This window comes from Streptomyces sp. NPDC048106 (assembly GCF_040706415.1).
Lineage (GTDB): Bacteria > Actinomycetota > Actinomycetes > Streptomycetales > Streptomycetaceae > Streptomyces.
In genome coordinates, this window is the sequence record NZ_JBEZND010000016.1 from 107,437 (window position 1) to 119,230 (window position 11,794).

At 71.3% G+C, this 11,794-nt stretch carries 13 protein-coding genes; 9 read left to right on the forward strand and 4 right to left on the reverse strand.

What is annotated here, in order from left to right:
- The first annotated feature begins 123 nt into the window (after positions 1-123).
- On the forward strand, positions 124-885 hold the full coding sequence (locus AB0927_RS18625) for a G1 family glutamic endopeptidase (RefSeq protein WP_366668691.1): 762 nt from the start codon (positions 124-126) through the stop codon (positions 883-885).
- Positions 886-923: 38 nt separating this feature from the next.
- Here AB0927_RS18625 and AB0927_RS18630 read toward each other — a convergent pair whose 3' ends face one another.
- Complete coding sequence (locus tag AB0927_RS18630; protein ID WP_366668692.1) at positions 924-1,376, reverse strand: ATP-binding protein; 453 nt, start codon at positions 1,374-1,376, stop codon at positions 924-926.
- A gap of 162 nt (positions 1,377-1,538) precedes the next feature.
- On the opposite strand from AB0927_RS18630, the gene AB0927_RS18635 reads away from it, so the two are divergent.
- From AB0927_RS18635 to AB0927_RS18660, 6 genes are all read left to right on the forward strand, one after another.
- Entirely contained in the window at positions 1,539-2,348 is an 810-nt protein-coding gene (locus tag AB0927_RS18635) for a helix-turn-helix transcriptional regulator (protein ID WP_366668693.1), read from the forward strand.
- Positions 2,345-2,596 carry a DUF397 domain-containing protein gene (locus AB0927_RS18640; RefSeq protein WP_366668694.1) on the forward strand — a complete coding sequence of 84 codons (252 nt, stop codon included), beginning with the start codon at positions 2,345-2,347 and terminating at the stop codon, positions 2,594-2,596. The genes AB0927_RS18635 and AB0927_RS18640 overlap by 4 nt, the downstream gene beginning before the upstream one ends.
- Entirely contained in the window at positions 2,593-2,844 is a 252-nt protein-coding gene (locus tag AB0927_RS18645) for a DUF397 domain-containing protein (protein WP_366668695.1), read from the forward strand. Before AB0927_RS18640 ends, AB0927_RS18645 begins: the two co-directional genes overlap by 4 nt.
- A 152-nt stretch (positions 2,845-2,996) precedes the next feature.
- Positions 2,997-3,800 (forward strand): hypothetical protein, encoded by an 804-nt coding sequence (locus AB0927_RS18650; RefSeq protein ID WP_366668696.1) that lies wholly within the window; start codon positions 2,997-2,999, stop codon positions 3,798-3,800.
- A 151-nt stretch (positions 3,801-3,951) separates the two neighbouring features.
- On the forward strand, positions 3,952-4,704 hold the full coding sequence (locus AB0927_RS18655; protein ID WP_366668697.1) for an AfsR/SARP family transcriptional regulator: 753 nt from the start codon (positions 3,952-3,954) through the stop codon (positions 4,702-4,704).
- A 171-nt stretch (positions 4,705-4,875) separates the two neighbouring features.
- On the forward strand, positions 4,876-7,896 hold the full coding sequence (locus AB0927_RS18660; RefSeq protein WP_366668698.1) for a BTAD domain-containing putative transcriptional regulator: 3,021 nt from the start codon (positions 4,876-4,878) through the stop codon (positions 7,894-7,896).
- Positions 7,897-8,073: 177 nt separating this feature from the next.
- On the opposite strand, the gene AB0927_RS18665 is transcribed toward AB0927_RS18660, so the two are convergent.
- The 3 genes from AB0927_RS18665 to AB0927_RS18675 form a co-directional block, all read right to left on the reverse strand.
- On the reverse strand, positions 8,074-8,259 hold the full coding sequence (locus tag AB0927_RS18665; RefSeq protein WP_366668699.1) for a hypothetical protein: 186 nt from the start codon (positions 8,257-8,259) through the stop codon (positions 8,074-8,076).
- Between the two features lie 207 nt (positions 8,260-8,466).
- The gene (locus tag AB0927_RS18670; RefSeq protein WP_366668700.1) at positions 8,467-9,135 is read right to left on the reverse strand and encodes a methyltransferase domain-containing protein; all 669 of its coding nucleotides are present in this window, start codon (positions 9,133-9,135) and stop codon (positions 8,467-8,469) included.
- Between the two features lie 140 nt (positions 9,136-9,275).
- A complete protein-coding gene (locus tag AB0927_RS18675; RefSeq protein ID WP_004984723.1) occupies positions 9,276-9,479 on the reverse strand; it encodes a cold-shock protein in 204 nt (67 codons plus the stop codon).
- 289 nt (positions 9,480-9,768) lie between these two features.
- Here AB0927_RS18675 and AB0927_RS18680 point away from each other — a divergent pair, with 289 nt between their 5' ends.
- Together AB0927_RS18680 and AB0927_RS18685 are read left to right on the forward strand one after the other, a co-directional pair.
- Positions 9,769-10,617, forward strand: a complete 849-nt coding sequence (locus AB0927_RS18680; RefSeq protein WP_366668701.1) for a menaquinone biosynthesis protein — start codon at positions 9,769-9,771, stop codon at positions 10,615-10,617.
- 53 nt (positions 10,618-10,670) lie between these two features.
- On the forward strand, positions 10,671-11,794 hold a 1,124-nt coding region (locus AB0927_RS18685; protein WP_366668702.1), incomplete at its 3' end, for a serine/threonine-protein kinase.

The window sequence follows — 11,794 nt, forward strand, 5'->3', positions numbered from 1 at the left end:
TGCAGGTTCCGGGGTCCCGTTGGGCTGCGATTTGACTGCACACTGCCAATCACGGGCGCACGTTCCCCCTCACTGGTGGCCACCAGTTACGTCTGCACCGCGAGTCCCGCGAGAAGGAGCAGCATGTCTGCAACGATCCGCCTCACCGCCGCCACAGCCGTAGCCGCCGCCGTCCTGTCCGCGCTGGCGACCTCCCCCGCGGCCGCCGTCGCCGCGCCGGCGCTGCGCATGACCCCGGTGAGTGGTCAGATCAGCAGCCACCACCTGGTCGGTGGCATCAGGAACAGCACCAGCTCCAACTGGGCCGGCTACGCCGCGACCGGCACGACCTTCACCAGCGTCTCCGCGAGCTGGGTGCAGCCGGCGGTCAGCTGCACCAGCGCGACCACGTACTCGTCGTTCTGGATCGGCATCGACGGTGACGGCAGCAACTCCGTGGAGCAGACCGGCACCGAGGCGGACTGCTCCAGCGGCAAGGCGGTCTACTCGTCCTGGTACGAGATGTACCCGGCCTACCCGGTCAACTACAGCAACACGGTGAGCGCGGGCGACCACTTCACCTCCACGATCACCCGCAGCGGCAGCACGTACACGCTGACCCTGTCGGACACCACCAAGGGCTGGACGAAGACCACGACCAAGACGCAGAGCGGTCTGTCCAACGCCTCCGCCGAGGTCATAGCCGAGGCGCCGTCCAGCTCCACCGGTGTGCTCCCGCTGTCGAACTTCGGCACCGCGAGCTTCACCAACGCCACCGCCAACGGCCAGGCGATCGGCAACTACTCGCCCGACAAGATCAACATGGCGTCGGGCAGCACCACCAAGGCGACCACCTCCGCGCTGAGCGGCGGGACGAACTTCTCGGTCACCTACAACCACAGCTGATCCGGCCGCGGGCCGATCCGGCGGGGCGGTTCCGGGCGCTACGGCGTCCCGGAACCGCCCCGCCTTTCGGGCGTGAGCGGGATCTCGGCCCACACCGTCTTGCCCACGACGCGCTCGCGCACGCCCCAGGTCCGGGCCAGCGCCTCCACGACGATCAGCCCCCGGCCGTGCACGTCCCCCGGCGCGGCGCGGAGGATGCGGAGCGGGCGGTCGCCCCGGGGGTCGCTCACCTCGATGCGCAGCGTGTTCTCCTCGGGCAGGTGCGCCAGCCTCAGCTCGAAGTCCCGCCCGGCCACGCGACCGTGGGTGACGGCGTTGGCCGCCAGCTCGGCCACGAGGAGTTGGGCGGTCTCGGTCGGCTCCCCGTCGTACGGGTAACCCCAGCTCGCGAGCGAGGACGCGGTGAGCCGCCGGGCCAGTCGGGCGCCGCGGGGGGTGGCGCTGAGACGCTGGACCAGTTGAGTTTGGGGGGTGGAGATTTGCAGATTCACATCACTGAGGGTGGCCGCTTCTCTCTACTCTGACCAGGAGGAACTCGGCGACTCTGCGTAGTCGTACGGCTGCGTGTCGCCTCGTGTACGGGAAGAGCGGAGGACGGAGTGGTAGACGAACGAGAGCGGAGGCCGGACACTCCTGCGCAGGAGAACGGCGCGATGGGTGTCTTCGCCATGGTGGGCAGGCAGTTGAAGCTCCTGCGGGAGCGGGCAGGGCTCAGTCAGCCGGAGTTCGGGGCGCTGGTCCGCTACGGCCCGGACCAGATCTCGGCCATGGAGCGGGGGGTACGGACCCCGAGGCCGGACTTCCTCGTCAAGGCGGACCCGATCCTCAACGCCAACGGGTTACTGATCGCGGTCATCCCCGAGGTGGAGGACGCGATGCGGAGGGCGCGGACCCGGCACCCCGACTGGTACCGGGGCCAGGCCGAGATGGAGAGGGAGGCGGTGGAGTTGCACTTCTACGCCACTCACGCCGTGCCGGGCCTCTTGCAGACCGAGGCTCACGCGCGGGCCCTGTTCGCCAAACACCGGCCGTTCCTCAGCGAGGAGACCATCGAGAAGCGGGTGGCTGACCGCCTCTCGCGCCAGCAGGTCTTCGAGCGGTGGCCCGCGCCCATCGTCAGCTACGTCCTCGAAGAGGCGGTACTCGACCGGCCGGTCGGCGGGCCGAGGATCCACGCCGATCAGCTGCGCCACCTGCTGACCATCGGGGACAGGCAGAACGTCGAGATCCAGGTGATGCCGACCGAGGTCGAGGAGCACCCCAACCTGGACGGTGCGTTCAACCTTCTGGTGCCGAAGGGGCATGAGCAGGTGGCGTACCTGGAAGTGCAGGGCCACCCCCAGCTGATCATCCATCGGGAAGACGTCCGGAAGATCGCCGACCGCTATGGGATCATGCGCGCGATGGCACTGACTCCCAAGGAATCCCGCGCCCTGATCGCGGAGAAAGTGGGGAAGCTATGAACACCGAGAGCCGGGCCTGGTTCAAGTCCAGCTACAGCAGCGCTCAGGGCGGCGAGTGCGTCGAACTCTCCTACACCTGGCGCAAATCGAGCCACAGCGGCGGCGAGGGCGGCGAGTGCGTCGAGGTCGCCGAGCACCCCTCCGCCATCCACATCCGCGACTCCAAGCGCCCCACCGCCCCTCACCTCACCATCCGTCCCGCCACCTGGGCCGCGTTCCTCGACGCCGAGAAGACGGAGAGTGCATGAGCACTAAGAACCCGGCGTGGTTCAAGTCCAGCTACAGCAGTGGCGGAGGCGGCGAGTGCGTCGAACTCTCCTACACCTGGCGCAAGTCGACGTACAGCAGCGCCCAGGGCGGCGACTGCGTCGAGGTCGCCGAGCACCCCTCCGCCATCCACATCCGCGACTCCAAGCGTCCCACCGCCCCCCACCTCACCGTCACCCCCGTGACCTGGGCCGCCTTCCTCGCAGTTGCCCAAGTACGGCTGAGGTGAGCCATTGACGGGTCGGCGAGGCGGCGATACCGGTACCGTACGGGGCGTTCCGCTCGCAACCAACCGCCGGGGAACCGTCCGGGACTGGATCGGTAACGCCCGCTCGTAGCCTGCCTTTCCACCCTCGCCGACTTCGTCATCCGAGCAGAGGTATGAAAGAAGACAACGACGTCAGCCGGATCTTTCTGCTGAACCCGGATCCCCGTCTCCTCAGGGAGGCGCACCGGGCCGGCGTGCAAGTGCGCTCGGCATGGGCCGACCCGCACCACGAGTCCGCGCTGCGACCCCTCCTGAAGGAGGCCGCCGCGGCCGGACTGTTCGTCAACCCCGCGCGCGCCCTGCGGCTGCTGGCGGACCCGGACGCCGTGCAGCGGCTCGTCCGGGACAACCGGCTGTCGCCGGACGCCGGGGCGGTCTCCGGCGCGCCCCGGCTGACCGTGGAGACACTGACCGTGCACGGCATGCACCAGACCGTGGGGATCACGGCCCGGATGCCGTACGGCCTGCTCTCCCCGGCCCCGCTGACGGAGGACACCGCCGCGGAGGTACGCGCCGTGGTGACCGCGCTGCTGGACCTGGCCGGATACCAGTACGGTCCCGCGCACACCGAGGTCACCCTCACCCGGCAGGGACCGGTGATCACCGGCTGCCGGGCGGGTCTCGCGGACGATCCGATTCCCCAACTCCTCCACGTCGCCGGGGGATTCGATCTCGCCGCCGGAGCCGTGCGGGTCCTGGCCGGAAATCTCGTGGAAGCCGCCCGGCCGGAACGGTTCGCCGCGGCGGCCGAATCGAGCCGGCCGCCGGGACCGGAACAAGCACCTGCGGATGTCCGGTTCGTGCCGGCGCAAGGCGATCTGCACCCCGGGCACTTCGTGGTGCACGCCGACTCCCCGGCGAGCGCCGCCCAGCGGGTGACCTCGCTGAGTGCGCTGGTCGCGGGCGAGGCGAGCTGATCAGAGTGCCGGGACCGGATCGGTAACGAACCGGTACGGGAATCCGCCACCGTTGATACGTCGCCGGAAGAAGGACGACGACGCGACGTCAACGGGAGGCGGAGCAAGGATGCTGAAGTTCTCGATTCTCGGGGCACTACAGGTCCGAACCGTGTCCGGACCGGCGGAGATCTGTGGCGACCTGCAGCGCACCCTCGTACAGACGCTGCTGGTCAGCGAGGGGCAGCCGGTGTCCGGAGAGAGTCTGGTCGAGGAGATGTGGGGTGAGGCCGTACCGGACAATCAGGCCAACGCCCTCCAAGCGCACGTGAGCAGGCTCCGACGCAAGCTGAAGGCGCTGGAACCGGGGCGTCCGGTATCCCGCGTGACGATTCATCCCTCCGGTTACCGGCTGACCGTGGCCGAGGGCGAGGTCGACGCGTCCGAGTTCGTCCGCACCGTACGGGAGGCCGAATCGGCGTCGCTGTACGACGCGGCGGGCACCGCCCGGATGCTCGGGCAGGCCCTCGCGCTGTGGCGCGGGCCGGTGTTCGGCGGGTTCCCCGGCGGGACCCTGTGCCAGCTCGCCGGGGCGCGGTACGAGGAGTACCGGATGCGGGCGATGGAGCTGCGTTTCGATGCGGAACTGCGGCTCGGACGGCATGCGGTGGTGCTGGCGGAGCTGGCCGAGGCGCACACCAACTACCCTCTGCGCGAGCATTTTTGCGAGCAATTGATGGTCGCCCTGTACTGCTCGGGCAGGCAGGCCGACGCGCTCGACGTGTACCGTCGGATGCGCCGCCAGCTCGACGACGAGCTGGGTATCCAGCCCTCGCCCGCGCTGCGCCGGGTGGAGAGCGCGATCCTGCGGCACGATCCGGCCCTTGTCGGTGATGCGCGTTCGACCCTCCTCCAGATCGCCTGAGGTGGTTAGCCTGTTCGCCAGGGCCGGGGAATACCCCAGGTAGCCGGAATCGCCTCCTCCGTGTTACTCGTTCGGGTACAACCTAGGGTGGTCCCGAACATCTCGGGCCGGGCGGCGCGGCGGGGCGGAGGGGACGGGTTCGTGGAATCGGCGGCATCCGGTCGTCCTGTCGTGCGCTTCAACATTCTCGGCTCGCTGGAAGGCTGGTGCGGAGAGCGCCGGTTGCGGCTGGGGAGTCCGACCCAGGAACGGGTGCTGGTCACCCTGCTGCTCGAACCAGGCCGGATGGTGCCCATGGCGCGGCTGGTCGCCGCCGCCTGGGACGACGAGCCACCTCAGACCGCGAGCCACCAGATACGCAAGTGCGTCGCGGCGCTGCGTACCCGTATCCCGGGCGGCGCGGACCTCATCGTCACCGACGGTGCCGGGTACCGGGCCATGCTCGGCGAACACCAGCTCGATCTGCACGAGTTCACCGAGCGCTCCCGGGGAGCCCGGCAGGCGGTGGCGGCCGGACGGCCCGAGGAGGCCGTCGGGCATCTGCGGTTCTGCCTGGAGCTCTGGCGGGGCCCGGTGATGGCGGGCGCCGGCGGCTCGGTGATCTCCGCGGCCTCCGCGGCGCTCGAAGAGCGGCACATGGCGGTCGCCGAGCAGTACTTCGAACTCCAGCTTGAACTGGGCGAGTCCGGCGAACTGATTGGGCCGCTGCGGGAACTGGTCACCGCGCATCCGCTGCGGGAGACCCTGCGCGGCCGGCTGATGCTGGCGCTCTACCGGGCCGGGCGACAGGCCGAGGCGCTGGAGGAGTTCGGGCGGGTGCGCGACCTGCTGGTGGAGGAGCTGGGCATCGACCCGGGCGCCGAACTCACCCGGCTCTACGAGGCGATCCTGCGCGACAGCCCCGAAGTGGCCCCCCGGGTACCGCAGTCGGTGGCCGACCGCGCCGCCCTGCTGGTCCCCGCGCCCTACACCACCCAGTCCTCCGGCAGCGAGCCCGCGCCCTGCACCCTGCCCTACGACCTGCCGGACTTCACCGGCCGGGACGACGAGCTGGCCCGGCTGGTCACCGTGGGCTGCGCGCCGGCCACCGGCGGCACCCGGATCGTCGGCGTGGACGGCATGGGCGGCAGCGGCAAGACCGCGCTCGCGGTGCACGCCGCGCATCTGCTCGCCCCGGAATACCCCGACGGGCAGCTCTTCGTGGACCTGCGCGGCTTCAGCCCCGGCGAGAAGGCCCAGGAGCCCGGCGCCGTCCTGCACTCCCTCCTGCACACGCTGGGCATACCGGACGACCGGATACCGGATGACCTGGAGCGCCGTACCACTTTCTGGCGAACCGTTTCCGCCCAGCGGAAGCTGCTCCTGCTCCTTGACAACGCTGCCGACGCCGCCCAGGTGCTGCCCCTGCTGCCCGCCTCCGAGGACTGCCTCGCCATCCTCACCAGCCGGGTCCGGATGCTCGACCTCGACGGCTCCGAGTGGCTGTCGCTGGGCCTCCTGTCCGCCGGTGACAGCGCGACCCTGCTCACCCGGATGCTGGGCGCCGACCGCACCGCCGCCGAACCCCGGGCCGCGGACCAGCTGGCCCGGCTGTGCGGGGGGCTGCCGCTCGCCCTGCGCATCACCACTGCCCGGCTGCGCAACCGGCCGCGCTGGACCGTGCAGTACCTGGTCGACCGCCTCGCCGACGAGACCCGGCGGCTGCGCGAACTCAGCGCCGGGGAACGCAGCGTCGAGGCCACGCTGAGACTGTCGTACCAGGCCATGGACGAGGACCAGCGCGGCGCCTTCCGGCTGCTCGGGCTGCACCCCGGCAGCGCCATCGACGTGCCCTCCGCCGCCGCCCTGCTCGGCACCGACGGCCATGACGCGGAGGACCTCCTGGAGTGCCTCCTCGACGCCCATCTGCTGGAACAGCACGAGGCGGGCCTGTACGGCTTCCACGACCTGGTGCGCACCTACGCCCTCAGCGTCCGCGAGGTGGAGGACGACGAGGAGTCCGCCGTCGAGCGGCTCGTCGCGTACTACATCCAGAGCACGGACCGGGCCTGCGACACCCTCTTCCCCGGCCGCAGCCGCTACGGGGACGCCCCGGCCACGACCGTGGCCGACCTGCCCCGCCTGGACGACGGCGAGCAGGCGCTGCGCTGGTTCGACCGGGAGTACGAGGCACTGCTCGCGGTAGTCGCCCAGGCCGGCACCCAGGGCCTGCACCGCCCGGCCGCCCTCCTCGCCCGCAACCTGCTCTTCTACCTGGACCTGCGCGGACGCTACGAGGAGTTCCGGGTCGTCGGCCGGATCGGGGTGGCCGCCTGCCGCCAGCTTGAGGACCCCGCGCTGCTCGGCATCAGCCTGTGCAACCTGGCGGTGGCGCACTGGTGGCTCGGCGACTTCCAGGACGGCATCACCACCGCCCAGGAGGGCCTGGAGCTGTCCCGCGACAGCGACCCGCGCTCCGAGGCGATGTGCCTGGACGTGCTCGGCCTGCTGCACGGCTCCCTCGGCAACTTCGAACAGGCCCGCGCCTACCTGGACCAGGGCATCGCCCTCCACCGTGAGCTGGGCCTGTCCCGGATGGAGGCCCAGGCGCTGGTCAACCTCTCGACCGTGCAGATCTGGACCGGGCACTACGCCGAGGGCGCCCGCAACGCGGCCCGCGCCACCGAGCTGAACCGGCGCCTGGGCGAGCGCAGCAACGAGATCCACTCCCTGACCTTCCTCGCCCTCGCCCACCTCGGCACCGGCGAGGACGAACGGGCGCGCGCCTGCCTCGCCCAGGCCCTGGAGCTGTGCGACGAGTCCCGCAAGCCGGCCAACGTCGCCGTGGTCCTCGCCCACTGGGCGCGCGTCTGCCAGCGGCTCGGCGACGTGCGCTCGGCCGCGGAGCACGCCGAGCGGGCACTCGACCTGGTCTCCGCGGAGGGCACGGCGCTGCGGCAGGCGACGGTGTCCAACGTGGTCGGCCTCGTCCACCTGCGCAGCGGCGCCCCCGAGCGGGCGATGGAACTGCACGGGCAGGCCCACGAACTGGCGTCCCGGCACGGGTACCGGATCGAGATCGCGCACGCGCTGCACGGAATGGCGGAGGCGGCGCAGGCGCTGGACGACGGGAAGACCGCCGAGCAGCACCACGAGCAGGCGCGGGCGCTGTACGACGCGATGGGCGTCACGGACTGCGGGCGGCGCCTGTAGGCCTCCTCCGGGACGGCCGGGCGGCGGCTGCGGGCCTCCTGCGGGCCTCCTGCGGGTCTCTTGTGGGTCGTGGGAAACGGCGACGGCACCGGTGGGGCGTGGGGCCCGGCCGGTGCCGTTCGTGCGTGTGTGGGGGGCGTTCGCGGGGGTACGGTGGGGCTGCGCCGGTGCGGGCGGTCAGGAGCCGGTGACACCCGGGCCGCGGTCGTCGGCCAGGACGGAGCCCGAGTGGCTGCTGGTGCCGTGCACCACGGCCTGGTGCAGCCCGGTGGCGGGCAGGGCCGCGGCGGCCCCCAGGGTGAGGACACCCGCGCCGGCCAGAGCCGCCAGAACCGTCTTCGTACGCAGTGCGATCGAGCGCATGTGCAACCCCTTGTGAGAGACGGACCGTGTTCCGGTCGCCGGGCCCTCCCCGGCGCCACGACCGATATTTGGGGCAGGCGGTCCCCATGCCGTCCCCGCTGGGTACCGGGGCCCGGGAGGCCGTCGGTACCCAGCCCGACTTCGCAGGTCAGCACGGGTGTCGAACCGGATGCCGAAGCGGGTGGCGAAGCGGGACGGAGGCGGTCGTCAGGCGGGCTTGGCGACCCCGAGGAAGGCCTGCGCGACCCGCGCGACACCCTCGCCGAGCGTGTCGTCGGGCTCGCGGACGGTACGGAAAGCGGGCGTGAACCCCGCGTCCGTCAGCAGCCGGGCCATCTCCTCGGGGTGCCGCCGCCGGAAGTCCAGCGTGACCGGGTGGCCCCAGGGGCGCTCCAGCCGCAGCGGCTCCGCGCCGACCTGGAACGCCAGCAGCAGCCGCCCGCCGGGGGCCAGGACCCGGTACAGCTCGGCGAACAGGTCCGGGAGCCGCTCGTCCGGCGTGTGGATGGAGGAGTACCAGGAGACGGCACCGGCGAGGCCGCCGTCGGGCAGCGGGAGGTCCAGCATGGAGCCCTGCTCGAAGCGCAGCCCGGGGTGCTCGCGGCGGGCCACGGCGAGCATGGCGGGGGAGAGGTCGACGCCGAAGGCGTCCAGGCCCAGGGCGGCGAGGTGACCGGTGACCGCGCCGGGACCGCAGCCGAGGTCGGCGACCGCGGCGCCGGGGCCCACCAGCTCCGCGAAGGCCGCGAGCAGGGCCCGCTCCAGCGGCTTGTCGGCGAGGGGATTCGCGAAGTGCTCGGCGTAGTCCTCGGCGACGGTGTCGTAGAAGGCGCGCGTGGTGGTGAGAAAGTCCGGGAAGTCCTCGGTTTCCGTCATGGGCAGGGACCGTAGTTCATGAACGGACGGCACACGGCGGAAGAAATTGTTCCGTATTGCGGAAAAGGCAGGAGCCCCGTCGCCGAAGACGGCGTGGGGCTCCTTGGGTACTGCTCTCAGGTTCTGCGATCAGGCAGTGATCAGACGGGGGTGACGTTCTCCGCCTGCGGGCCCTTCGGGCCCTGCGTCACGTCGAAGGACACCTGCTGGTTCTCCTCGAGGGAGCGGAAGCCGGTGGCGTTGATCGCGGAGTAGTGAACGAAGACGTCGGGGCCGCCGCCCTCCTGGGCGATGAAGCCAAAGCCCTTTTCGGCGTTGAACCACTTAACGGTTCCGGTAGCCATAAGCCCTCCTTGGGCTCAAAAGGGTTTGCCCTGCTCCAGAACCTGCAAGTGCGAAACGGTGCTGCACCACTGCATATGTCTGAAAACGACGAGAGCCCGCGGTCACATGCTCCGCAGGCTCTGTACTGCAAGGGAAACCAAACTGCAACTTGCGGCGAGCCTAGCATGCAGGCAGCCGGAAGCAATAGAGGGCAAGATCACTTCACCCGGATGTTTGAAAGCCGGTAACCCGTTTGACGGTGGGGGCCGGTCTCTGCACCGTACCAGGCGAGGGCTAGAGTCCCGCGATGTGGACATTTCTCGCACTCGGCCGCGCGTCGGCCACATCCAGTTCCTGAACTGCCTGCCCCTCTACTGGGGGCTCGCGAGAACCGGCACGCTCCTCGACTTCCAGCTCACCAAGGACACGCCGGAGAAGCTCAGCGAGCGGTTGATCCGGGGAGACCTCGACATCGGGCCCGTCACCCTGGTCGAGTACCTGAAGAACGCGGACGACCTGGTCGCCTTCCCGGACATCGCGGTGGGCTGCGACGGCCCGGTGATGTCCTGCGTGATCGTCTCGCAGGTCCCCCTGGAGCAGTTGGACGGCGCGAAGGTCGCCCTCGGCTCGACCTCCCGCACCTCGGTCCGCCTCGCGCAGCTCCTGCTGGCCGAGCGGTACGGCGTCCAGCCCGAGTACTACACGTGCCCGCCCGACCTCAGCCTGATGATGCAGGAGGCGGACGCCGCCGTGCTGATCGGCGACGCGGCCCTGCGCGCCAACCTGCACGACGGCCCGCGCTACGGCCTCGCCGTGCACGACCTGGGCGCGCTGTGGAAGGAGTGGACCGGCCTGCCGTTCGTCTTCGCGGTGTGGGCGGCCCGGCGGGACTACCTGGAGCGCGAGCCCGTCATCACCCACCAGGTGCACCAGGCCTTCCTGGAGTCCAAGAAGATCTCGCTGGAAGAGGTCGACAAGGTCGCCGAACAGGCCGCCCACTGGGAGGCGTTCGACGCGCAGACCCTGGCGAAGTACTTCACCACCCTGGACTTCAGCTTCGGCGAGGCACAGCTCGCCGCGGTCGCGGAGTTCGCGCGCCGGGTCGGCCCCACGACGGGCTTCCCGGCGGACGTGAAGGTGGATCTGCTCCAGCCGTAATCACTACGCTGCGAGGCGATCGGGCCTTGGCGGACGGGGGAGAGGGGGAGGCCGTGCGGCCGCTCGCTGGTGACGAACCGGTGGCCGTCGGGCCGTACCGGCTGCTCGGACGGCTCGGGGCCGGCGGGATGGGGCGGGTCTACCTCGGGCGCAGCGCCGGGGGCCGCACGGTCGCCGTCAAGATCGTGCACCCGCACCTCGCGCTGGACGAGGAGTTCCGCGCCCGCTTCCGCCGCGAGGTGGAGGCCGCGCGCCGGGTCGGCGGCGCCTGGACCGCGCCGGTGCTGGACGCGGACCCGGACGCCCCGGTGCCCTGGGTCGCCACCGCCTACGCGGCCGGCCCCTCCCTCGCCACGGCCGTCACCGGCACCGGCCCGCTGCCCGAGCACACCGTACGAGCCCTCGCCGCGGGCCTCGCCGAGGCGCTGGCCGCCGTCCACGACCTGGGCCTCGTGCACCGGGACGTGAAGCCGTCCAACGTGCTGCTGACCCTGGACGGCCCGCTGCTGATCGACTTCGGCATCGCACGGGCCACGGACGGCACGGCGTCCCTCACCGCGACCGGCGCGTCGGTCGGTTCGCCGGGGTACATGGCCCCGGAACAGATACTCGGCCAGGGCGTGACCGGGGCGGCGGACGTCTTCTCGCTGGGCGCGGTGCTGACGTACGCGGCCACGGGGGAGTCCCCGTTCCCGGGCGACTCCTCGGCGGCGCTGCTGTACAAGGTGGTGCACGAGGAGCCCGGCCTCGGGACGCTGGGCGGGGGGCTGCGGGAGGTGGCGGCGGCCTGCCTCGCGAAGGACCCCTCGGCCCGCCCCGCTCCGGCGGAGGTGAGCCGGCGCCTGGCCCCCGAGGGCGCGGCCCGCCTGATCGCCGGGGGCTGGCTGCCCGGCCCCCTGGTGGAACAGGTCAGCAGGAGCGCGGTCCAACTGCTCAACCTGGACACGGGCGAAACGGCCCACTCGGGCCCGGTGGCCTTCGACGGGCCGTCGGTGGGCGGTACGGGGCCGGTGGCTTTCGATGGGGCGTCGGGCGGCGGTGCGGGGCTGGTTGGGTTCGACGGGGCGTCGGCGGGTGGTGCGGGATCGGTTGGTGTCGCCGGGTCGTCGGCGGATGGTGTGGGCCCGGTGGCTTTTGCCGGGTCGTCGGCGGGTGGTGCGGGATCGGTTGGTGTCGC